The organism is Cribrihabitans marinus (genome assembly GCF_900109035.1).
Classification (GTDB): domain Bacteria; phylum Pseudomonadota; class Alphaproteobacteria; order Rhodobacterales; family Rhodobacteraceae; genus Cribrihabitans; species Cribrihabitans marinus.
On record NZ_FNYD01000008.1, the window covers coordinates 137,067 to 159,879 of the forward strand.

Genomic DNA, 22,813 nt, shown 5'->3' on the forward strand with positions numbered 1-22,813 from the left:
GATGAAGACAAGGAAGTGTGCATGGTGACCATCCGGGTGATCCGCGAGGCGGGTGCGGACCCGTCTGTGCCTCTGCCGTCCTATGAGAGCGCGGGGGCCGCGGGGGCGGATGTGCGTGCCTCGTTTCCCGACCGCGGCGCGATCATGCTGGAGCCGGGCGCGCGGGCGCTGGTGCCCACCGGGCTGCGGGTGGAGATACCCGAGGGTCACGAGATCCAGGTGCGGCCGCGCTCGGGCCTGGCGTTGAAATACGGCATCACGCTGGTCAACACGCCGGGCACGATCGACAGCGATTATCGCGGGCCGCTGGGGGTGATCGTGCTGAATGCCGGGCACGAATCCTTCGAGATTTCCCATGGCGACCGGATCGCGCAGCTGGTCGTGGCGCCGGTAGTCCGCGCGGCGTTCGAAGAGACCTCCGAATTGGACGGGACGACGCGCGGCAGCGACGGGTTCGGATCGACGGGGCGCGGCTGATGGGGCTGGTTCTGGCCGTGGCAGCGGCGCTGTGGGGCGCCGGCTGGGCGCTGGGCGTCCCGCCGAAATCCCGGCTGACAGTCCTGGCGGGCCTGTTCCTGCTGGTGCTTGCGCTCCAACTGGTGTTGCCGGCGGGGCATCCTCTGCGAACCGCAACCGGCGGCAGCCCCGCGCCCTGGCTGCTGCTGGCGGGATTTGCCGTCCTGGCGTTGCTCTATGGCCGCTGGGTGGCGGGGCTGCGAGCACGCGCGGACGCATCCGGACCGAAGCCTGATGCGCCCACGGGTAGCTTCTCGGAGGTCGAGCTGGACCGCTATGCCCGCCATATCGTCCTGCGCGAGCTGGGCGGGCCGGGCCAGAAGCGGCTGAAGCAGGCGCGGGTGCTGGTGATCGGCGCCGGGGGCCTGGGCGCACCGGCGCTGCAATACCTCGCTGCCGCCGGGGTCGGCACCATTGGCGTGATCGACGACGACGTGGTCGAGAACGCGAACCTGCAACGGCAGGTCATCCATGACGACGCCGATATCGGCATGCCCAAAGTGTTCTCGGCGCAGCGCGCGATGGAGGCGCAGAACCCGCATGTTGCCGTGCGGCCCTATCACCGCCGCCTGACGCCCGAGATCGCCGCCGATCTGTTTGCCGACTATGACTTCGTGCTGGACGGGAGCGACAATTTCGCCACGCGCTACCTGGCCAACCGGGTTGCGGTGGCGCAGGGCAAACCGCTGATCTCGGGCGCGTTGACCCAGTGGGAGGGGCAGGTGAGCGTGTTCGATCCGGCGCATTCCGGGCCCTGCTACCAGTGCATCTTTCCCGAGGCCCCGGACGAGGCGCTGGCGCCGGCCTGCAGCGTGGCCGGCGTGGCCGGGCCGTTGCCCGGCGTCGTCGGGGCGATGATGGCGATGGAGGCAGTCAAGGTGATCACCGGCGCGGGCACGGCGCTCAGGGGCGCGTTGCTGATCTATGACGGTCTTTACGGCGAGACGCGCCGCATCGGGCTGAAACGGCGCGCCGACTGCCCGGTTTGCGGGAACAACGACAAAGGCTGAAGTGATGAGCAATCCGATCCTGTCCGACTGGACCACACCGTTCCGCATGGCCCCGTTCGACGCCATTTCCGACGACGATTTCGCCCCGGCGCTGGACTTGGCGCTGGCCGCGCATCGCGCCGAGATCGACGCCATCGCGGGCGACCCCGCGGCACCGGACTTCGCCAACACCGTCGAGGCGCTGGAGGCCGAGGGCGCGGATCTGGACAAGGTGCTTTCGGTGTTCTTCACCCTGGCCGGCGCCGACAGCAACCCGGTGCGCGAGGAATTGCAGCGGGAGTTCGCACCGAAACTTGCCGCGCATTTCTCCGAGATTTCCGCGAACAAGGCCCTGTTCGCCCGGGTTGCGGAGCTGTGGGCGCGGCGCGATACGCTGGATCTGAGCGACGAGCAGGCGCGGGTGCTGATGCTGTCCCATCGCGGATTCGTCCGGGCCGGCGCGGCGCTGGAAGGCCCCGCCGAGGCGCGGATGAAGGAGATCAAGTCGCGGCTGGCCACGCTGGGGACGCAATTCACCCAGAACCTGCTGGCGGATGAACGTGGCTGGTCACTTGCCCTGGACGAGGACGACCTGGAGGGGCTGCCGGATTTCGTCATCGATGCCGCGCGTGCGGCGGGCCGGGAGAAGGGCGCTGCGGGGCCGGTGGTGACGCTCTCGCGCTCGCTGATCGTGCCGTTCCTGCAATTCTCGCCACGCCGCGACCTGCGACAGCGGGCCTACCTGGCCTGGGCCGCGCGCGGGGCCAATTGCGGCGCGACCGACAACCGGGCCATCGCGGCCGAGATCCTCGCCCTGCGCGAGGAGCGGGCAAAGCTGCTGGGTTACGACGATTTCGCGACCTACAAGCTGGAAACCGAGATGGCGCGCAGCCCCGACCGGGTCCGGGAGTTGCTGATGCAGGTCTGGGAGCCTGCGAAGGCGCGGGCCGAGGCGGATGCCGAGGTGCTGACGCGGATGATGCAGGCCGACGGAGTGAACGGCCCGCTTGAGCCGTGGGACTGGCACCACTACGCCGAGAAACGGCGCCGGGCCGAGCATGATCTGGAGGAGGCGGCGCTCAAGCCCTATCTGCAGCTCGACCGGATGATCGAGGCGGCTTTTGCCTGCGCGCATCGCCTGTTCGGGCTGGAGTTCCGGCCGCTGGACGTCCCGCTCTATCATCCCGACTGCCGCGCCTGGGAGGTGACGCGCGGGGACCGCCACGTGGCGGTTTTCGTCGGCGATTATTTCGCGCGCGGGTCGAAACGCTCGGGCGCGTGGTGTTCGGCGATGCGGCAGCAGGCGAAGTTCCCCGAGGAGCAGGCGCCGGTCGTCATCAACGTGTGCAACTTCGCCAAGGGCGATCCGGCGCTTTTGTCCTGGGACGATGCACGCACGCTGTTCCATGAATTCGGCCATGCGCTGCACCAGATGCTGTCGGATGTGACCTATGAAAGCATCAGCGGCACCTCGGTGGCGCGCGATTTCGTGGAACTGCCCAGCCAGCTCTACGAGCATTGGCTGGAGGTGCCCGGGGTGCTGGCCGAGTTTGCCACCCATGCCGAGACCGGCGAGGCGATGCCGCAGGATATGCTGGACCGCCTGCTTGCGGCGGCGAATTTCGACATGGGTTTCCAGACGGTGGAATATGTCGCCTCGGCGCTTGTCGATCTGGAATTTCACGACGGCCCGGCGCCGGCCGATCCGATGGCGAAACAGGCCGAGGTGCTGGCCGGGATCGGCCTGCCCCACGCCATCGGGATGCGCCACGCGACGCCGCATTTCGCGCATGTCTTTGCCGGCGACGGCTATTCCTCGGGCTATTACAGCTACATGTGGTCCGAAGTGATGGATGCCGACGCCTTTGCCGCCTTCGAGGAGGCGGGCGGGGCCTTCGATGCCGGGCGCGCGGCGGCGCTGGAGCGCCACATCCTGTCGACCGGCGGCTCAAAGGAGCCCGAGGAGCTTTACGTGGCGTTCCGGGGGCGGCTGCCCGAGGTCCGCGCGCTGCTCAGGGGGCGGGGGCTGGCGGCGGGCTGAACGCGGGGATGCGCCTGCGGCGCAGGCCTCCGGCGGGAGTATTTTTCAAAAGATGAAAATGGCTCAGTAGCCCAGATCGCGGTCGACGAGATGCACAAACCCATCGCCGGTCTCGCCGCGGCGAATGTTCTCGACGATGACCTGCGCGGCGGTTTCGGGACGGGTTTCCGAAGCGATATGCGGGGTCACGGTGACCTGCGGGTGCGCCCAGTAGGGATGCTCGGGCGGCAGCGGTTCGGTCCGGAACACGTCCAGCGTGGCATGGGCCACCTGGCCGCTGTTCAGGGCTGCCAGAAGGGCCGCGTCGTCGATCAGGGCACCGCGGCCCGGGTTGAGGATGCGCGCGCCGCGCGGCAGCAGGGCCAGGCTGTGGGCGTCGAGCGTGTTTTCGGTGGCCGGCGTGTCGGGCAGTAGCAGAACCAGGATTTCGGCGGTCGACAGCGCGCGCTCCAGCCCCTGGGGGCCGTGCAGGCAGGTGACGCCGTCGATCTCGCGGGGCGAGCGGCTCCAGCCGCTGACGTCGAAGTTGAGCCGGGCCAGCGTGCTGGCGGCCGCTGCACCCAGCGCGCCCAGCCCCAGCACGGTGACGCGGCGGCCGCGCGCCAGCGGCGGCACGTCCTGCCGCCATTGACCGTCCAGCCCGCGGATATGGGCATCCATCCCCAAATGGTAGCGCAGCACATGGCCGGTGACCCATTCTGTCATGCCCTCGGTCAGCCCGGTATCGACCATGCGCGCCAGCGGAACGGTCAGTGTCGGGTTGGGCACGATGGTCTCGACCCCGGCCCACAGGCTGAGCACCGCCTTGAGCCGGGTGAACGGAGTGAAATCCCACAGCCCGCCATTGGGCGCGTAGACCACATAATCGACCTCGTCCGGCGGCAGATCGGTGTCCAGCGCCGCCGCGACGCCGGCCTCTTCGAGACCGCGGGACAGGAGCGGGCGATAGACCGGCCACAGCGCCGGGCGGGCGGAGAACAGGATGTTGGCGGTCATGGCACCTCAGACGCGGTGGCGGGGGCGGTGAATATGGGCGCTGTGGACGATTCCGAAAGCGGCCATCAGCACCAGCATGGCCGAGCCGCCATAGCTGACCATCGGCAGCGGCACGCCGACGACGGGGGCCAAGCCCATCACCATCGACATGTTGACCGCGAAGAACAGGAAGAAGTTGATGCCGATGCCCAGCGTGACCAGTGACGAGAACCGGTCGCGCGTGGCCAGCGCTGTGGCGATGCAGAACAACAGGATCAGCGAATAGAGCAGCAGCAGCGAGAAGCCACCGATGAAGCCGAACTCCTCGGCCAGGGTGGTGAAGATGAAATCGGTGTGTTTCTCGGGCAGGAAGTTGAGCCGCGATTGCGTGCCCTGCATGAATCCGCGCCCCGACCAGCCGCCCGATCCCAGCGCGATCTTGGACTGGGTAATGTGATAGCCCGCCCCCAGCGGATCGGTGGAGGGGTCGAGGAACGTGTCGATGCGCCGGTATTGGTAGTCCTTGAGCATCTGCCAGTCGGTGCCGCGGCTCTTGAACACCGCAACGATCACGCCCACGCCCGAGGCGATCACGGCGGCAAAATAGGCCCAGTGTACGCCTGCCAGGAACATCAGCCCGCCCCCCGCAGCGAGAAGAAGGATCGCGGTGCCGAGGTCGGGCTGTTTGAGCACCATGAAGGTGGGCAAAAGGATCATCATCACCGGGATCAGGACCCAGATCGGGCGCGAGGTCTTCTGCCCGGGGAGCCAGTCGTAATAGGCCGCCAGCAGCATCACCATCGTGATCTTCATCAATTCGGAGGGTTGCAGCCGCATGAAGCCCAGGTCGATCCAGCGCTGCGCCCCCATGCCCACGGTGCCGAACAGTTCGACCGCCAGCAGCAGGAGGATCGAGATGCAATAGGCCACCACCGCCATGTTGCGCCAGAACCAGATCGGCACCAGCGCCACGGCGGTCATCACCGCAAGTCCCAGCGCGAACCGCTTCATCTGCGGTTCGGCCCAGGGCGAGTAGGATCCGCCGGCCACCGAGTAGAGCATCAGGAACCCCACCCCCGCCACGCTGGCCAGAAGCAGGGTCAGCGGCCAGTTCATGTAGAGGATCTTGCGCAGGCCGGTGGGCGTGGATTTGACGTTATATTCGAGATAACTCATGCCCGGTCGTTCCCGTCGGTATCCAGCGTCGGGCGGTCCTCGCGCTGAAGGCGCTCCTGCTGGGCCTGGATCCGCGAGCGGTCGCCCTTGGGATAGGCCTCAAGCGGGGGCGTGCCGTCATAGAGCGCCTGCAACAGCACGTCGCGCGCCACGGGCGCCGCGGCCCGCGATCCACCGCCGCCATGTTCGACGACGACGGAAACCGCGTATTTAGGGGCCTCGAACGGTGCGAAACAGACGTACAGCGCGTGGTCGCGGCGTTCCCAGGGCAGATCCTCGTTGCTGATCACCCCGGCGGCGCGTTCGGCGGCGGTGATGTTGCGCACCTGGCTGGTGCCGGTCTTGCCGGCCATGCGCAGCCCCTCGGCGATGATGCGCGAGCGGTAGGCGGTGCCGCGCCGGTCGTTCGACACGGCATACATCGCCTTGCGCATCTTGCGCAGGTTGTTCTCGTTCAAGCCCAGGGATCCGCCGCGGATCAGCGGCGTCTCGATCCCGTTGATGGACTTGACCAGCCGTGGCGCAACTTCGCGCCCGGTGGCGATGCGCGCGGACATCACCGCCAGCTGCAGCGGAGAGGCCAGCATGAAGCCCTGGCCGATCGAGGCGTTCGCTGTGTCGCCGATCAACCAGCCTTCGCCATACACGCGTTGTTTCCAGTCCTGGGTCGGCGTCAGCCCGTCGGCCACCGCCGACATCGGCAACTCGTGCCTGACTCCAAGGCCGAACCGGTTGGCCATCGCCGAGATCCGGTCAATCCCGACCTTCAGCGCCAGGTCGTAGTAGTAGACGTCGCAGCTGCGCTTGAGCGAGGTCTCGAGATTCACGTGTCCGTGCCCGCCGCGCTTCCAGCAGTGGAACCGACGGCTGCCGACCTTGAGGAAGCCGGGGCAATAGACGGTTTCCTCGGGCTCGATCATCCCCTCTTCGAGCGCCGCCATCGCGGTGATCATCTTGAAGGTCGAACCCGGCGGATAGGTGCCCTGCACGGTCTTGTTGGCCAGCGGGCGATAGGGGTCCTCGGTCAGGCCCCGGTAGTCGGCCACCGAGATGCCGCGCACGAAGAGGTTGGGATCGAAACTGGGCGAAGAGGCGATCGCGCGCAGGTCGCCGGTTTCGCAGTCCATCACCACCACCGCGGCGCTTTCGCGGCCCAGACGCGCCTGAACATAGTGCTGCAGCTTGGCATCGACGCTCATTTGCAGATCGGCGCCGGGCTGGCCTTCCTGGCGGTCAAGCTCGCGCATGACGCGGCCGGTGGCGTTGACCTCGACCCGCTTGGCGCCGGCCTTGCCGCGCAGGATGTCCTCGCGCTTGGCCTCCAGCCCGACCTTGCCGATCTGGAACCGGGGGATGCGCAGCACCGGTTCGGGATCCTCCATCTTGCTCAGGTCATAGTCGCTGACCGGGCCGACATAGCCGATGACATGGGCGAAATCGCCTTGCCAGGGATAAACCCGGGTCAGCCCCACCTCGGGCGTAATGCCTGGCAGGGCCGGGGCGTTTACCGCGACCTTCGAGATCTCCTCCCAGGTGATCCGGTCGGCCAGGGTGATCGGCAGGAACGGCGGCGAGCGCCGCATCTCGGCGCGGGCGCGTTCGACATCCTCGGGCCGCAGCTCGATCAGGCGCGACAGGTCCGAGATCACCTTGTCCACGTCGCCGGCATCCTCGCGCACGATGATGATGCGATAGGACGGCACGTTCTGGCCCAGGATCACCCCGTTGCGGTCGAACAGCTCGCCCCGGGTCGGCGGGATCAGGCGGATGTTGATCCGGTTCTCCTCGGCCAGCAGGCGGAACTGGTCGGCCTGGTCCACCTGCATGTAGCGCATGCGCATCGCCAGCGCGCCGACAAACGCCGCCTGGGCGCCGCCCAGCAACAGGGCGCGGCGGCTGAGCTTGCGGTGTGTCGCCTCGATATCGCGGGGGTTGCGTTTCATGACCGCGCCCCCATCGCGCCGGCATCCGAGGGCGCAAGCCGGCGCACCCCGAACAGCACCTGGCTGGCCAACACGACCAGCGGGTAGACGGCAATGGTCAGCACCAGCTGCAACAGGACCAGCACCAGTGGCGCGGTCCCGCTGTCGGTGACGACAAGGATCAGCTGGTTGACCAGGGTTATGGCGACGAGCACGACGCCCACCGCGAACCATTCCCCGACAAAGCCCGCCTCGCTCTGGCCGACGGTGCGGGGCCGGAGAAAGGCGCAGCCGGCAACCACCAGCGCCGCCAGCAGGCCCGGCGGCCGTTGCAGCAGCAGATCGGCGGCCAGCATCACTGCTGCGACGACGGCGATCGGCACGAAATCCGGGCGCCGCATGGTCCAGGCGAAGGTGAGCGCGATCAGCAGATCCGGCGGCGTCCAACGGTTGGGCAGCGTGCTGAGCGGCAGCAGGTGGAAGAACATGATCACCAGCGCCAGCCCGGCATAAACCAGGCGCATCATCCAGATCCGCGAGGACGAGAGCTTATCCATCGGTGGGTACCTCCGGCAGGTTCGGAGCAAGCGCTGTGTCGCCCGTGGGGGCCGGGCGTTCGGGCGCGACGATGCCGCCGGGGGTCTCGATCGGACGGGCGCCGGGGTGGCGCAGCACCCGCAGGAACTCCAGCCGTTCGTAATCGGCGGCCAGACGCACCCGCAGCCGCCCGGCGGGATCCTGCGCCACCTGGCCGATCAGCAGGCCGGCCGGAAACACGCCGCCGTCGCCCGAGCTGATCACGCGGTCGCCCGGTCGCACCAGTTCGCGGTTCTCCAGGAAGTCGATCGCCGGGGCGGCCGTATTGTCGCCCGCGATCAGCGCAGTCTGCCCCGAGGGCTGGATGGTCGCCGGTATGGCGCTGGCCGCGTCGGTCAGCAGGATCACCCGGGCCGAGTTCCGTCCCACGCCCGAGATCCGTCCCACGAGCCCGATCCCGTCCATCGCCGCCCAGCCATCGACGATGCCGTCGCGCGCGCCGACATTGAGCAGCACGGACTGCCGGAAGGGTGACCCGCTATCGGCCATCACCACCCCGGTGATATAGGTCAGGCGCGGATCCAGCCGCACATTGTTGAGATCCAGAAGGCGCGCGTTCTCCTGCTCCAGCTGCAGCGCGGCCTCCTTCCAGGCGCGCATCTGGCGCAGTTCGCTGCGCAGCTCGCGATTCTGTTCGCTCAGACGCTGATAGCTCTGAAAATCGCGGATCAGGTTGATCGTCGCCGTCACCGGAACCATCGCCCAGTCCATCGACGGCACGACCGCATCCGTGACCTGAGCGCGGAACCGCTCGACCCGCGGGCTGTCGATGCGCCAGATCAGGAAGATCCCGGCCAGGCACAGCAGCACGACACCCAGCAGCAGGCGCCGCAGGGGGCCGGCAAAGTCATCGCGCTGTGATCTGTCCCGTGCCATCGGACTCCTGTTCGAAGGGACCGCCCGGCTGGTGGGGTCGGACCCCAGTGCAAAGGGTGCGCGTGCTAGCTGTCGTAGTCAATCGCATGGCGCAGCTGTTTCTCGTATTCCAGCGCCTTGCCGGTCCCTAGGGCAACACAGTTGAGGCTTTCGTCGGCGATCGACACCGCCAGACCGGTCTGCTCGCGCAGCGCGAGGTCGAGATCGCCCAGCAAAGCGCCGCCGCCGGTCAGCATCACGCCGCGGTCGACGATGTCGGCGGCCAGGTCGGGCGGGGTCGTCTCCAGCGCGGTCATCACGGCCTCGCAGATCTGCTGCACCGGCTCGGCCAGCGCCTCGGCGATCTGGGCCTGGCTGACCTCGATCTCCTTGGGCACGCCGTTCAGAAGGTCGCGCCCGCGGATCTGCATCGACGCGCCGCGCCCGTCATCGGGCATGCGCGCGGTGCCGATGGTGGTCTTGATCCGCTCGGCGGTGGTCTCGCCCACCAGGAGGTTCTGCTGCCGCCGCAGGTAGCTGACGATGGCCTCGTCCATGCGGTCGCCGCCGACCCGGACCGAGCGGGCATAGACGATATCGCCAAGGCTCAGCACCGCCACTTCGGTGGTGCCGCCGCCGATGTCCACGACCATGTTGCCGGTCGGATCGGTGATCGGCATGCCCGCGCCGATGGCCGCCGCGATCGGTTCGGCAATCAGACCGGCGCGGCGCGCGCCGGCGCTCAGCACCGATTGGCGGATCGCGCGTTTCTCGACGGGCGTGGCGCCATGCGGCACGCAGACGATGATCTTGGGTTTCGAGAATGTCGACCGCTTGTGCACCTTGCGGATGAAATGCTTGATCATCTCTTCCGCGGTGTCGAAATCGGCGATGACGCCCTCGCGCATCGGCCGGATCGCCTCGATGCTGCCGGGGGTGCGCCCCAGCATCAGCTTGGCGTCCTCGCCCACGGCCAGTACCTTCTTGACGCCGTCCTTGACGTGATAGGCGACCACGGATGGTTCGCTCAGGATCACGCCGCGTCCCTTGACATAGACCAGCGTGTTCGCCGTGCCGAGGTCGATTGCCATGTCCGACGAGAACAAGCCGCCCAAGTTTCCGAAGAGCCCCATTTTGGTGTGATCCTGCTTGCCGAATTATCGCTATCTCCCACGACTCGACGGACGCAGGTTGAATGACTTATAGGGCGGAGAAGCCTTGTGTAAAAGGCCCGAATCCGCTGGAGTCAGCGCCAAACCGCTTTCCTCGGTCCAAGGTCAAGGCAAGATGCTGTCCTATCAACATATTTACCACGCCGGCAACCTGGCGGACGTGCACAAACACGCGCTGCTGGCGTGGATGCTGGACTACATGACGTCCAAGGACAAGCCGCTGAGCTTTCTTGAGACTCATGCCGGGCGCGGGCTCTACCGCCTGGATGCCGCCGAGGCGCTGAAGACCGGTGAGGCGGCGGCGGGTATCGGGGCGATGGAGCGGCGGTTTGCACCGGATCACCCCTATCGCCGGGCGCTGGACGCGGTGCGCCGGGCCGAGGGTCCGGATGCCTACCCCGGATCCCCGCGCGTCGCAGCCGCGCTGCTGCGGGAGCGGGACAGCCTGCATTTGGCCGAGCTGCACCCGCAGGAACATGCGGCGTTGGAGCGGGCGATGCGCGGTTTTGCCGCGAAACTGCATGCCGCAGACGGGTTCGAGACTGCGATGTCGATCTGCCCGCCGACACCGCGCCGGGGATTGCTGCTGATCGACCCCAGTTATGAACTTCCCGGCGATTACAAGGCGATGCCGAAGCGGATCGCGGCGCTGCACCGCAAGTGGAACGTCGGGGTGATCGTGCTGTGGTATCCGATCCTGACCGATGCGCGCCATGACGAGATGCTGACGGCGCTGAAGGCGTCGGACTTCCCCGGCAGCATCCGGCATGAAGTGCGGTTCCCGCCGGCGCGGGAGGGACACCGGATGGTCGGATCGGGCATCTTCGTGGTCAATGCGCCATTTGGCTTTGGCGAGGCCGCGGCGCACGTTGCCACGCTGTTTCCCGAAGCGGACTTCGGGAATGGTGCGTAGGATGGGGTTGAACCCCATCCTACGGCGGGTTCAGGACACGTCCTTGTAGGAGATCTCGCGTGCGTCCGAGCCGGGGCCGGTCTTCTCGCGGCGCACCAGCAGGCGGTTGAGCGCGTTGACATAGGCCTTGGCGCTGGCCACCACCGTGTCGGTGTTGGCCGACTGGCCGGTGGCGATCATGCCATCCTCTTCCAGCCGCACCGACACCGTGGCCTGCGCATCGGTCCCCTCGGTCACCGCGTGGACCTGGTAGAGTTGCAGGTTGGCGGTGTTGGGATGAAGCTCGCGGACCGCCTTGAAGGTGGCGTCCACCGGACCGTCGCCCTGGGCGGTCGCCGACACGTCCTTGCCGTCGATCTCCATCTCGACCGTGGCTTCGGCCGGGCCGCCGGTTCCGCAGACCACCTTCATCGACACGATCTGCAGCCGGTCGTTCTCGGGGTCTTCGCCGAGGCGCATCAGCGCCACGATATCCTCGTCGTAGACCTCCTTCTTGCGGTCGGCGAGTTCCTTGAACCGAACGAAGATGTCCTTGAGCTGGTTGTCGCCCACCTCGAACCCGAGCTGGTTCAGCTTGTCACGCAGCGCGGCGCGGCCCGAATGCTTGCCCATCACCAGGTTCGATTCGGTCAGGCCCACATCCTCGGGCCGCATGATCTCAAAGGTTTCGGCGTTCTTGAGCATCCCGTCCTGGTGGATACCGGATTCGTGGGCAAAGGCGTTCTTGCCGACGATGGCCTTGTTGAATTGCACGGCAAAGCCCGAGACGGTGGCGACCCGGCGCGAGATATGCATGATCTTGGTGCTGTCCACCCGCGTGTGCCAGGGCATGATGTCGCCGCGGACCTTGAGCGCCATCACCACTTCTTCCAGTGCGGTGTTGCCGGCGCGTTCGCCCAGCCCGTTGATGGTGCATTCGATCTGCCGCGCGCCGCCCGCCACGGCGGCGAGGCTGTTGGCGGTCGCCATGCCCAGATCGTTGTGGCAATGGGTGGCGAAGACCACGTCCTCGGCGCCCGGCACCTCGGCGATCAGCCGCCGGATCAGGTCGGCCGACTCCACCGGGGCGGTATATCCCACGGTGTCGGGGATGTTGATGGTGGTGGCGCCCGCCTTGATGGCGATCTCGACCACGCGGGCGAGGTAGTCCCATTCGGTGCGGGTCGCGTCCATCGGCGACCATTGCACGTTGTCGCAGAGGTTGCGGGCGTGGGTCACCGTCTGGTGGATGCGCTCGGCCATTTCGTCCTGGTTCAGGTTGGGAATGGCGCGGTGCAGCGGCGAGGTGCCGATGAAGGTGTGGATGCGCGGTTGCGCGGCATTCTTCACCGCCTCCCAGCAGCGGTCGATATCCGGCAGCTGGGCGCGCGCGAGGCCGCAGATCACCGCGTCCTTGCTGCGCTTCGCGATCTCGGCGACGGCGCGGAAATCGCCCTCGGAGGCGATGGGGAACCCGGCCTCGATGATGTCGACGCCCATGTCGTCGAGCAGTTCGGCGATCTCGAGCTTTTCCTCATGCGTCATGGTGGCGCCGGGGCTTTGTTCGCCGTCGCGCAGGGTCGTGTCGAAGATCACGACGCGATCATTGTCGATGGAATTGGTCATGTGGATAACTTTCGTGTCTGTCCTAGGGCCTCTTGGCGCGCAAGCCTGTCCTCTGAGCGGGCGCGCCGGCGGGCACGCTCAGAGGCGGATTAGGATCAGGAGGCCACGCAGCGCCGCGCCCCGGGGGGCGATGTCGGAAACGATATGGGCGTTCTGCGTCATGCCGTCAGTCTATACATCGGGCAGGCGGGAAGGGAAGGGCGAATTTTCCGGCCCCCGGCGTGGGCGGCAGTGTCGGTCTTTGAGTATTTGGAAAAAGATGAAGTCTTGAAGGGCGGTTCGGCCCGTCTAGCTGAGGCGTATGGAACGGGCATTGGTGATCGGAGCGTCGGGCGGCATTGGGCGCGCGCTGTCGGCGGCGCTGGAGGCGCGGGGCGTCGGGGTTTTGGGCCTGTCGCGGTCGGGCGACGGGCTGGACCTGACGGATGAGGAGTCCGTGGCGCGCGTGCTGGGCGGCCTGGACGATCCTTTCGACCTGGTGCTGGTTGCCTCGGGCGCGCTGGAGATCGATGGGGCCGAGCCGGAGAAGTCGGTTCGCGCGATCCGGGCGCAGGCGATGATGGACCAGTTCGCGCTGAATGCCGTCGGGCCGGCCCTGGTGCTGCGCGAGGCGGGGCGGCTCTTGCCGCGGGACCGGCGAGCAGTCTTCGCGGTGCTCTCGGCGCGGGTGGGATCCATCGGGGACAATCGGCTGGGCGGTTGGATCAGCTACCGTGCGGCCAAGGCGGCGGTGAACCAGATCGTGCATACCGGCGCCATCGAGTTGGCGCGGACGCATCGGCATGCTGTCTGCGTGGCGCTGCATCCCGGCACGGTGGCAACCCCGTTCACCGCGAAATACCTGGGCCGGCATCCGGCGGTTGAACCGGCCGAGGCGGCGGGCAACCTGCTGTCGGTGATCGACGGTCTGGGCCCGGATGATACCGGCGGGTTCTTCGACTGGGCGGGCAAGACGGTGCCGTGGTGACGCGGCTGGTTCTTGTCCTGGGCGATCAGCTGAGCGACGGGCTGTCGGCCCTGCGCGCGGCGGACAGGGACCGTGATGTGGTGGTTATGGCCGAGGTTGCCGATGAAACCACTTATGTGAGACATCATCCCAAGAAGATCGCGCTGGTGCTGGCAGCGATGCGCAAGCATGCGGCGCGGCTGCGCGCGGCCGGGTGGCGCGTGGCCTATACCGCGCTCGACGATCCCGACGCGTCGGGATCGATCTGCGGCGAGCTGTTGCGGCGGGCCGAGGAATTCGGCGCGGACGAGGTGCTGGCCACGACACCGGGCGAATGGCGGCTGATCGATGCGCTGCGCAACTGTCCGCTGAAGGTGGTGTTCCACGCCGATGATCGGTTCATCGCCAGCCGCGCGGATTTCGAGGACTGGGCAAGCGGGCGCAAGGCGCTGCGGATGGAGTATTTCTATCGCGCCATGCGCCGCAAGACCGGGCTGTTGATGGAAGGTGACCAGCCCGCCGGCGGCAAGTGGAACTATGATTCCGAGAACCGCAAGCCGCCGCCCGAGGGGATCGACCACAAGGGTCCGATGCAATTCACCCCCGACGCGGCGGTCGAGGAGGTGCTGGACCTGGTCGAGAAGCGGTTCGGAGGCCATTTCGGCGACCTGCGCCCCTTTGCCTTCGCAACCGAACCGGGGCAGGCGAAGCGGGCGCTGGCGCATTTCATCCGGCATGCGCTGCCGCGTTTCGGCGACTACCAGGACGCGATGATGCGGGGCGAGCGCTGGCTCTACCACGCGGTGATCTCGCCCAGCCTGAACATCGGCCTGCTGGACCCGCTGGAGGTCTGCCGGGCGGCCGAGGAAGCCTGGCGGGCCGGCGACGTGCCGCTCAACGCCGCCGAGGGGTTCATCCGGCAGATCCTGGGATGGCGGGAATTCGTGCGCGGGATCTATTTCCTGGAGGGGCGTGATTACGCATCCCGCAATGCGCTGGGCCACGCGCGGGATCTCCCCTGGCTCTACTGGGGCGGCGAGACGCGGATGCGCTGCATGGGCGAAGTGGTGGCGCAGACCCGGGCCGAGGCCTATGCCCACCATATCCAGCGGCTGATGGTGACGGGGAATTTCGCGCTTCTGGCCGGGATTGACCCGCATCAGGTGCATGAGTGGTATCTGGCGGTCTATGCCGATGCCTTCGAATGGGTCGAGGCGCCGAACACGGTGGGCATGAGCCAGTTCGCCGATGGCGGGATCGTGGCGTCGAAGCCCTATGTGTCGAGTGGAAACTATATCGACCGGATGTCGGACTATTGCGGCGACTGCGCCTATTCGGTCAAGGCCAAGACCGGGCGGGAGGCGTGCCCGTTCAACCTGCTCTACTGGCATTTCCTCGACCGGCACCGAGACAGGTTCGAGGGCAACCCTCGGATGGCCAACATGTATCGCACCTGGGACCGGATGGACGACGAGAAGCGGCGGGCGGTTCTGGACGGCGCCGAGACTGTCCTGGCACGGCTGGATTCCGGCGAGGTGGTCTGAGCGCCGGGCGGTGGTGCCCTAAGGTCGGACGGTCCTTGCCTCGGCAAAGGACAGAAGCCTTCGCGAGTCCTCGTCCCACAGGTGCAGCCGCGCGTTGACCAGGCTTTCGCGGATGGTCATGCGGTTGCCGGTCGCCAGTTCGGGTTGATCGCGCAACACGTCGGGCAGGCGGTAGAACGGGATCCGGGCATAGAGGTGGTGGACATGGTGGATGCCGATATTCGCGCTGAGCCATTGCAGCACCGAGGGCAGCACGTAATGCGAACTGCCGTGCAGAGCGGCCTCGTGCAGTTGCCAGTCGGCCTCGTCGTCCCATTGCGTCGTCTCGAACTGGTGCTGAACGTAGAACAGCCAGACGCCGGCGGTGGCGGCCAGCAGCGTGGTGGGCAGGAAGATCAGCAGGATCGGCATCCAGCCGCCGAGATAGAGGATCGCGCCCAGCCCCATCAGGATCGCGGCATTGGTCGCCATCGCGCTGACCCAGTAGCGGGCCTTGGCCATGAAGCCCAGCGGCACGCGGTTCTGCACCAGGAACAGATAACCCGGCCCGAGCCCGAACAGCACGATCGGGTGCCGGTAGAGGCGGTAGATCAGCCGGTTCAGCGGGGTCATCGCGCGATACTCGGCCACGGTCAGCGTGTGCACGTCGCCGATGCCGCGCCGACCCAGGTTGCCCGAGGCGCTGTGGTGGATCGAATGCGACCGCCGCCAAACGTCATATGGGGTAAGGGTCAGTACGCCGATCACCCGGCCCAGCCAGTCACCTACGGTGCGGTTGCGGAAAAACGCCCCGTGACCGCAATCGTGCTGAATGGCGAACAGGCGCAGCAGGAAGGCCGCGTTCAGCAGCGCCGCGCCCAGCGTGAGCCAGTAGCTGACGCCAAGCGACCACCATGCCAGCCCCCAGAGGCAGACGAACGGCCCGATGGTCACGGCCAGCTCGAACGAGCTGCGCAGCGTGTCGGGGTCGCGGTATTCCGAGAGGATCTTGATCCAGTCGCGGGCAGCCCGCGGCCCGGGTCGGTGCCGGTGTGTGGTTTTGAGATCGGGCATGGGCCTGCTTGTTGTCGTTATTGGCGGAGTTCACGGGCAGGAGTGCCCGTGCCGCGAACTCGCGCAATCTAACAGCAAAGCAGCGGCGGGCCAACGACAGTTGGAGGGGAATCGCAAAAACCTTTTCCCGGGGAAAGGCCGGGGTCTCAACCGTCGTCCGCGGGCGCCTCGTCGGTCAGCGCGCCGTTTTCCCACACGCCGGTCTCCTCGGCGCCGGTGGCATAGCGCATGGTGCCTTCGCCCTGGCGTTTGCCATTGCGGAAATTGCCCTCGTAGACGTCGCCATTGGCATAGGTCGCCGTGCCGTAGCCGCTGATTTTGCCGTTCTCCCAGGTGCCGGAATACTTGAACCCGTTGCCCATGACGATCTCGCCCTGGCCCTCGCGCTGGTTCTCGACATAGGTGCCGGTATAGACCGAACCGTCGGGATAGGTGGCCTTGCCTTCACCGTGGCGCAGCCCGTCCTGCCACTCGCCCTCATAGCGGTATCCGTCGGCATAGGTCATCACGCCGTAGCCGTGGTTGCGGGCATTGCGGAAGGCGCCCTTGTAGACGATGCCGTTGGGATAGGTGGCCACGCCCTCGCCCTCGATCACGCCGGCGACCCATTCGCCCTCGTAGGTCGAGCCGTCGGGATAGGTGATCTTGCCGGTGCCGTCGGCCAGGTCCGCCTTGAACTCGCCCTCATAGACCGACCCGTCGGGATAGGTGACCTTGCCGGTGCCGTCGATCTGTCCGGCGACCCAGGAGCCGGTATAGGTATAGCCGTCGGTGGCGGTAAAGGTGCCCTGGCCGTGGCGGCGGTCATCGGCGAACTCGCCCTCGTAGACGTCGCCATTGGCATAGGTGACCTTGCCCTTGCCCTCGCGCCGGCCGGCCACCAGTTCACCCTCGTAGACATCGCCGTTGGGCTGGGTCAGGCGGCCCTGGCCGTTGATCTGCCCCTCGGCCCATTGACCGACATAGGTCAGGCCGTCAGGCAGGGTCAGCGTACCTTCGCCGTGGCGCTTGCCGTCCTTGACCTCGCCCTCGTAGACCGCGCCGTCGGGATAGGTGATCGTGGCCTGGCCCTGTTTCTTGTCCAGCACCCATTCGCCGTCATAGACATAACCGCCGGGGCTTTGCATCACGCCGCGTCCGTGGTGCTTGCCGTTCTGGAACTGGCCCTCGTAGCGCACGCCGTTGGCATAGACCGCGACGCCCTGGCCGTGGATCGCGCCGTCCTGCCATTCGCCCTCATAGGTGCCGCCATCGGAAAACGCGATCTTGCCCAGACCGTGCGGCTTGCCCTTGGCGAACTCGCCCTCATAGACCGAACCGTCGGGGAACCGGGCCGTGCCGGTGCCGCGAATCTCGCCCTCGACCCACTCGCCGGTATACTCATAGCCGTTGGGCAGCCGGTAGGTGCCGACGCCGTGCTGCAGTCCGCCGCGGAACGTGCCTTCGTAGACGCCGCCGATGTCGTCCTGCGTGGTCAGAACCTGCCCGTCCTGCGCCTGCGCCGCACCCGAAAGCGCCAGCGCGGCGACGAGCCCGATCATGTTGCGGATGCCGTCCATCTATGCCCCTGTCTGACCGGCCTGGTGCCGATCCTGCCCTGTTGCGGGCAAAATTACGGCACCCGGGCGACCGGGGCAACGTGTTTTGCCGCCACAGGGTTCCCCTTGGGCCGGGATCTGCTAAATGGCAGGACCGAAGGACAGGGCAAGGGGGCTGGCATGGCCGACCGTTTCCGCATCACATGCGCGCAGCTGAACCCGGTTGTCGGGGATCTCGCTGGCAACGCCGCCAAGGCGCGCGCGGCCTGGGAACAGGGGCGTGATGCAGGGGCCGACTTGGTGGCGCTGCCCGAGATGTTCATCACCGGCTACAATTGCCAGGACCTGGTGATGAAACCGGCCTTTCACCAGGCCGCCATCGCCGAGACCCGCGCGCTGGCAAAGGAATGCGCCGACGGGCCGGCGCTGGCGGTCGGCGGTCCCTGGCTGGAGGGCGTCGATCTCTGCAATGCCTACCTGATCCTGAAGGGCGGGCAGGTCTCGGCTGCGGTGCTGAAACATCACCTGCCCAACGAGACGGTGTTCGACGAGATGCGCGTCTTCGACGCCGGGCCGCTTGGCGGGCCCTATGCGGTGGGCAACACGCGCGTCGGCAGCCCGATCTGCGAGGACGCCTGGCACGAGGACGTGGCCGAGACCCTGGCCGAAACCGGGGCCGAGTTCCTGCTGGTGCCCAACGGCTCGCCCTATTACCGCGACAAGACGGACGTGCGGCTCAACCACATGATCGCGCGGGTGGTCGAGACCGGCCTTCCGCTGATCTATCTCAACATGGTGGGCGGTCAGGATGACCAGGTCTTCGACGGCGGCAGCTTCGGGCTGAACCCCGGCGGCGAGCTGGCGCTGCGAATGCCGGTCTTTGACGAGGTCGTGACCCATGTGGATCTCGAGCGGGGCGAGGCCGGCTGGCGCATCGTCCCCGGTGACATCGCGCCCTTGCCGGATGCCTGGGAGCAGGATTACCGCGCGATGGTGGAAAGCCTGCGCGACTATTGCGGCAAGACCGGGTTCGGAAAGGTGTTGCTGGGGCTGTCGGGGGGCGTGGACTCGGCGCTGGTGGCGGTGATTGCCGCCGATGCGCTGGGGCCGGACAACGTGCGCTGCGTGATGCTGACCTCGGAATATACCAGCGCGGATTCGCTTGGGGACGCCGATGCCGTGGCGCGGGCGCTGGGCGCGCGCTATGACCATGTGCCGATCTCGGCGGCCCGGGCGGCGGTGACCGACACGCTGGCGCCGCTCTTCGAGGGCACCCAGCCGGGGCTGACCGAGGAGAACATCCAGTCGCGCCTGCGCGGCCTGCTGCTGATGGCGCTGTCCAACAAGTTCGGCGAGATGCTGCTGACCACCGGCAACAAGTCCGAGGTGGCGGTGGGCTATGCCACGATCTACGGCGACATGGCCGGGGGCTACAACCCGCTCAAGGATCTCTACAAGACGCGGGTTTTCGAGACCTGCCGCTGGCGCAATGCCAATCACCGGGATTGGATGAAGGGGCCGGCGGGCGAGGTGATTCCGCCGCGTGTGATCGACAAGCCGCCCTCGGCCGAACTGCGCGAGGACCAGAAGGACAGCGACAGTCTGCCCGATTATCCCGAGCTGGACGCGATGCTGGAAATCCTGGTCGACCGCGACGGCTCGATCGCCGATTGCGTCGCGGCCGGTTTCGACGCTGAGGTCGCGCGCAGGGTCGAGCGGCTGATCTACCTGAGCGAATACAAGCGATTCCAGTCGGCGCCGGGCACACGCCTGAGCCCGCGCGCCTTCTGGCTGGATCGCCGCTATCCCATCGTCAACCGCTGGCGCGATCCGAGCTGACGCCGGGCGTCGGATCATTCATGGGACCTGACCGGGATCGCGGATGCCTCGGATAGTGCCTCGCCCAGATTGGGGATGCCGCCCGGCCGCCCCTCCGCCGGAAGCCCGTAGCTCAGCCCGCGCCCGATCCGATGGGCCAGGGCCGACCAGGATCGGGCCAGGGGCTGCGGCAACTCCTGCTCCAGAACCGTGTCGAACAGAGCAAGCCAGAGCGGAAAGTGCCGCTGCTGCACGTTCCCCGCCCCCTGATGGACACGCATCGGGTTGCCGTCGTAGCCGCGGTGCAGCAGCAAGGCGTTGCGCCAGAAGCTTGCGATCTTCTTCTCATGCGCCGGCCAGTCCGAGACATGCGCGGCAAAGACAGGCCCCAGCTCGGTGTGCGTGCGGACACGGGCATAGAATTCCGACACCACGAGGTCGATCTGCGCCTCGGTGACCGGGATGCGGGGCGGCATGGTCATACGGCGGCGATCCAGACCACGCCCAGTCCGATGACGAGGTAGACCAGCGTGTTGATCAGCCAGCGGATCAGACCGGCATCCGACTCGGGGTCAATTCCCAGGCGCTGGCAGACCTTGGTTCCCGGCCAAAGGATCGCTTCGAAGACTTTCATGGCTCAACCTTTAATGGGTATTTCTGATGCGTATTACCTAGTCGCTGTAAATACGCATTGCAAATGCTAATTAAGGTGCTCGCAACTGAGCGGTTTCACCGATCGCATACTGCGCGCCCTGATACCGGAGATGCGCACAGCACCCGACGGGTCACGATCCGGTCTACTCCCACCACCGGTCGATCGTGGCGATATCGGCGTCGGACCAGCCGAAATGGTGGGCGAACTCGTGCACGGTGACATGCGCGATCAGATCCTCGATCGGCACTGTGCCCCGGTCGCGCCACTCGGCGAGGATCGGCTGACGGAACAGCCAGACCACATCGGGCCCGACGGGGTGATCGAAGACCGACTTCTCGGTCATGGGAATGCCCTCATAGAGCCCGGTCAGGTCCAGCGGATCCGTGATCCCGAGATCGCGCAGCATGTCCGGGTCGGGCCATTCGGCTACGCGCAAGGCCACCTGTTCGGCCAGCCGGCGCACATCTGGCGGCATCGCCGCAACGGTGTCGCGTGCGATCTGTTCGATCCGGTCGAGGCTGGGCGCCTGGGGCATGTGGCACTTATCGCCGCCGCGGGTGCGGACGCAAGGCGCATGGCGCCCGAGGCGCTGCCTGGCCTGCTCCGAGACCTGTGGCATTTCGGCAACTTGCCCGATTTGCGCCACATTTTTGCCCGAAATTCCACACAATTGTGGCGGAAAGGTCAAATGAGTGTGACACGTCCGCCCCCTGCGGGCTGATGTGTCTCGGGCAGACCCGGCCGGATCCCGGAAGCGACAGCAGATCGCGGGACGGCAAAAGTGACTATTGCGCTTGAGGTTTTGCCATGAAGCAAATCATCGACAGGTCCGAGTTCTCGTCCGACCACCCCGAGCACATGCGGGTGACCGGGCGGCCCATCGACGACGCCGTGACCGAGGACGCAATCCGCGCCCTGATGGAGCGCCACAAGGTCGAGGAACTGCGCGTCGCCGCCCTGCGCAAGGCCGCGCCGGAGGCGCATGTCGAAGACCTCGAAAAGATCGTCACCGAAGAGCCCGCGGCCACCGAAAAACCCCGCCGGACAGGCCGCCGGTTCCGCCTGCGCTATGAGCCGAAATGGAGCCACATCCTGCTGGTGCTGGCGCTGGCCGTGACGCTGGCCCGGCCTTGGCTGATCCCCGCGCTGGTTCTGCTTGTTCTGGCCTGCACGGCCATTGTCTATTTCACACTGGGCCATGATCGCAGCGCCGAGTTGCTGCGCGCTGGCTATGACCGGCTGGCGGCACGCCGCCCCGACCTCGCCGCGCGCCTGCGCGCCCGCGGTATCCGGGCATCGGCCGCGATCACGCGCCTGATCGCGCGTCTGCCCGAACGCTGGGTCGGTGGCCTCTACCTGCCGGATTTCGAGCCGCGCGGCGACCTGCCCGAGAAGATGCGCGAAGACCCGTTCGACCGGCTCAAGCGGCAACTCAACGAGAATTGAGCGCCGCCCGAGCGGCGCCCCCTATCCGTTCAACTGATAGCTGACCGGTACGAAGCGGAACCCCTCGCCGCGCGTGTCGACGAAACCGGCCGCCGGGAAGGGCATGTGATAGCCCAGCATCGGCAGCTTGTCGGCCGCCAGCATGCCCAGGATGCGCCGGCGGCTTTCGGTGGCCATCGCCTTGTCGGTGTCAAAGCTGACCTCCCATTCGGGATGCGCGAAGGACCAGACATAGTGGTTGGCAAGGTCCGCGATCAGCACCATCTGCTTCCCGCCGCTCTCCAGCATATAGGCCATGTGGCCCGGGGTGTGGCCGAAGGCGGCCATCGCGGTCACGCCGGGGGCGACCGCGCCGCCATCCTCGATGAAGCTGGTCTTGTCCGCCAGCGGCGTCACGTTGCTGGCGACCAGGTCGCCGACGCGGTTGCCGGCCTCCATGCCGGACCAGAAGTCGTATTCCTGGGCAGCGGTGACATAGCGGGCATTGGCAAAGGTCGGCGCGCCCTCGGTCATCAGCCCGCCGATATGGTCGGGATGCATGTGGGTCAGCACGACGACGTTGATGTCGTCGGGTGATACGCCCACCTCGTTCAGCGCGGTCTGGATGCCGCCCTGTCCCAGGCCGGTATCGAACAGCACCAGCTCGCCGCCGGTGTCGACCAGGGTCGGGGTGAAGTAGAACTGCGCGCTGTCGGCGGGGATGAAGTTCTCTTCGGACACGCGGGTGAAATCCGCGTCCGAGGCGCCGCCGCCGAAAATGTCCTTGACCCCCTCGCGGGCGAAACTCCCGTCCAGCAGCGCGGTCACGCTCATATCGCCGAGGGCAAAGCGGCGGGCCGCGACGGACGGGGCGGCCGCGGCATGGGATGCGGCGTGGGTGGAGGTTGCGGCCCCGGCCAGCGGCAACGCGGCGGCACCGGCCAGGGCGGTGCGGCGTGTGATCTTGACGGTCATCTGCGGATCTCCTTGCTGGTTGAACGGACGCTAGAAGTGTAGATCACGCGGGCGCGTCTTCCACTGTGCAATTGCCGCCGGGGCTGTGCGGAAATGCG

21 protein-coding genes are annotated in these 22,813 nt (G+C 67.0%); 8 read left to right on the top strand and 13 right to left on the bottom strand.

Annotated features, from left to right (window positions below; genetic code table 11):
- The first annotated feature begins 21 nt into the window (after positions 1 to 21).
- From dut to BMX57_RS14300, 3 genes are read left to right on the top strand one after another with little or no spacing between them, the layout of a single operon-like run.
- Entirely contained in the window at positions 22 to 477 is a 456-nt protein-coding gene (gene dut / locus BMX57_RS14290; protein WP_092368414.1) for a dUTP diphosphatase, read from the top strand.
- Complete coding sequence (locus BMX57_RS14295) at positions 477 to 1,526, top strand: HesA/MoeB/ThiF family protein (RefSeq protein ID WP_092368417.1); 1,050 nt, start codon at positions 477 to 479, stop codon at positions 1,524 to 1,526. Before dut ends, BMX57_RS14295 begins: the two co-directional genes overlap by 1 nt.
- A gap of 4 nt (positions 1,527 to 1,530) precedes the next feature.
- Complete coding sequence (locus BMX57_RS14300; protein WP_092368420.1) at positions 1,531 to 3,546, top strand: M3 family metallopeptidase; 2,016 nt, start codon at positions 1,531 to 1,533, stop codon at positions 3,544 to 3,546.
- A gap of 63 nt (positions 3,547 to 3,609) precedes the next feature.
- On the opposite strand, the gene BMX57_RS14305 is transcribed toward BMX57_RS14300, so the two are convergent.
- From BMX57_RS14305 to BMX57_RS14330, 6 genes are all read right to left on the bottom strand, one after another.
- Entirely contained in the window at positions 3,610 to 4,542 is a 933-nt protein-coding gene (locus tag BMX57_RS14305) for a 2-hydroxyacid dehydrogenase (protein ID WP_092368423.1), read from the bottom strand.
- A 6-nt stretch (positions 4,543 to 4,548) separates the two neighbouring features.
- The gene (gene rodA, locus BMX57_RS14310; RefSeq protein WP_092368426.1) at positions 4,549 to 5,697 is read right to left on the bottom strand and encodes a rod shape-determining protein RodA; all 1,149 of its coding nucleotides are present in this window, start codon (positions 5,695 to 5,697) and stop codon (positions 4,549 to 4,551) included.
- Positions 5,694 to 7,640, bottom strand: coding sequence for a penicillin-binding protein 2 (gene mrdA / locus BMX57_RS14315; protein ID WP_092368428.1), 1,947 nt, complete (start codon positions 7,638 to 7,640; stop codon positions 5,694 to 5,696). Before mrdA ends, rodA begins: the two co-directional genes overlap by 4 nt.
- A complete protein-coding gene (locus BMX57_RS14320; protein WP_092368431.1) occupies positions 7,637 to 8,176 on the bottom strand; it encodes a rod shape-determining protein MreD in 540 nt (179 codons plus the stop codon). Before BMX57_RS14320 ends, mrdA begins: the two co-directional genes overlap by 4 nt.
- A complete protein-coding gene (gene mreC / locus BMX57_RS14325; protein ID WP_092368434.1) occupies positions 8,169 to 9,092 on the bottom strand; it encodes a rod shape-determining protein MreC in 924 nt (307 codons plus the stop codon). Before mreC ends, BMX57_RS14320 begins: the two co-directional genes overlap by 8 nt.
- 65 nt (positions 9,093 to 9,157) lie before the next feature.
- On the bottom strand, positions 9,158 to 10,204 hold the full coding sequence (locus BMX57_RS14330; RefSeq protein WP_092368437.1) for a rod shape-determining protein: 1,047 nt from the start codon (positions 10,202 to 10,204) through the stop codon (positions 9,158 to 9,160).
- Positions 10,205 to 10,358: 154 nt separating this feature from the next.
- Here BMX57_RS14330 and BMX57_RS14335 point away from each other — a divergent pair, with 154 nt between their 5' ends.
- Complete coding sequence (locus BMX57_RS14335; protein WP_092368439.1) at positions 10,359 to 11,156, top strand: 23S rRNA (adenine(2030)-N(6))-methyltransferase RlmJ; 798 nt, start codon at positions 10,359 to 10,361, stop codon at positions 11,154 to 11,156.
- A gap of 30 nt (positions 11,157 to 11,186) precedes the next feature.
- Here the strand turns inward: BMX57_RS14335 and BMX57_RS14340 are convergent, their stop codons facing one another.
- Entirely contained in the window at positions 11,187 to 12,761 is a 1,575-nt protein-coding gene (locus BMX57_RS14340; protein ID WP_092368441.1) for a 2-isopropylmalate synthase, read from the bottom strand.
- 301 nt (positions 12,762 to 13,062) lie between these two features.
- Here BMX57_RS14340 and BMX57_RS14345 point away from each other — a divergent pair, with 301 nt between their 5' ends.
- Positions 13,063 to 13,728: an SDR family NAD(P)-dependent oxidoreductase gene (locus tag BMX57_RS14345; protein ID WP_092368444.1), complete on the top strand. Its 666-nt coding sequence runs from the start codon at positions 13,063 to 13,065 to the stop codon at positions 13,726 to 13,728.
- Positions 13,725 to 15,251 (top strand): cryptochrome/photolyase family protein, encoded by a 1,527-nt coding sequence (locus BMX57_RS14350; protein WP_177175462.1) that lies wholly within the window; start codon positions 13,725 to 13,727, stop codon positions 15,249 to 15,251. The genes BMX57_RS14345 and BMX57_RS14350 overlap by 4 nt, the downstream gene beginning before the upstream one ends.
- An 18-nt stretch (positions 15,252 to 15,269) precedes the next feature.
- Here BMX57_RS14350 and BMX57_RS14355 read toward each other — a convergent pair whose 3' ends face one another.
- Both BMX57_RS14355 and BMX57_RS14360 read right to left on the bottom strand, forming a co-directional pair.
- Positions 15,270 to 16,304 (bottom strand): fatty acid desaturase, encoded by a 1,035-nt coding sequence (locus tag BMX57_RS14355; RefSeq protein ID WP_092368450.1) that lies wholly within the window; start codon positions 16,302 to 16,304, stop codon positions 15,270 to 15,272.
- 146 nt (positions 16,305 to 16,450) lie between these two features.
- Positions 16,451 to 17,863 carry an MORN repeat-containing protein gene (locus BMX57_RS14360; protein ID WP_092368453.1) on the bottom strand — a complete coding sequence of 471 codons (1,413 nt, stop codon included), beginning with the start codon at positions 17,861 to 17,863 and terminating at the stop codon, positions 16,451 to 16,453.
- A 159-nt stretch (positions 17,864 to 18,022) separates the two neighbouring features.
- Between BMX57_RS14360 and BMX57_RS14365 the strand changes: the two genes are divergently transcribed.
- Positions 18,023 to 19,681, top strand: coding sequence for an NAD+ synthase (locus BMX57_RS14365; RefSeq protein ID WP_092368456.1), 1,659 nt, complete (start codon positions 18,023 to 18,025; stop codon positions 19,679 to 19,681).
- Between the two features lie 14 nt (positions 19,682 to 19,695).
- Here the strand turns inward: BMX57_RS14365 and BMX57_RS14370 are convergent, their stop codons facing one another.
- The 3 genes from BMX57_RS14370 to BMX57_RS14375 form a co-directional block, all read right to left on the bottom strand.
- Positions 19,696 to 20,142 (bottom strand): group III truncated hemoglobin, encoded by a 447-nt coding sequence (locus BMX57_RS14370; protein WP_092368459.1) that lies wholly within the window; start codon positions 20,140 to 20,142, stop codon positions 19,696 to 19,698.
- Positions 20,139 to 20,294 (bottom strand): hypothetical protein, encoded by a 156-nt coding sequence (locus tag BMX57_RS20705; protein WP_177175463.1) that lies wholly within the window; start codon positions 20,292 to 20,294, stop codon positions 20,139 to 20,141. The genes BMX57_RS14370 and BMX57_RS20705 overlap by 4 nt, the downstream gene beginning before the upstream one ends.
- A gap of 163 nt (positions 20,295 to 20,457) precedes the next feature.
- Complete coding sequence (locus tag BMX57_RS14375; protein ID WP_092368462.1) at positions 20,458 to 20,850, bottom strand: metallopeptidase family protein; 393 nt, start codon at positions 20,848 to 20,850, stop codon at positions 20,458 to 20,460.
- A gap of 272 nt (positions 20,851 to 21,122) precedes the next feature.
- Between BMX57_RS14375 and BMX57_RS14380 the strand changes: the two genes are divergently transcribed.
- The gene (locus BMX57_RS14380) at positions 21,123 to 21,761 is read left to right on the top strand and encodes a hypothetical protein (protein ID WP_092368465.1); all 639 of its coding nucleotides are present in this window, start codon (positions 21,123 to 21,125) and stop codon (positions 21,759 to 21,761) included.
- A gap of 21 nt (positions 21,762 to 21,782) precedes the next feature.
- On the opposite strand, the gene BMX57_RS14385 is transcribed toward BMX57_RS14380, so the two are convergent.
- Positions 21,783 to 22,715, bottom strand: coding sequence for an MBL fold metallo-hydrolase (locus tag BMX57_RS14385; protein ID WP_092368468.1), 933 nt, complete (start codon positions 22,713 to 22,715; stop codon positions 21,783 to 21,785).
- Positions 22,716 to 22,813 lie beyond the last annotated feature (98 nt).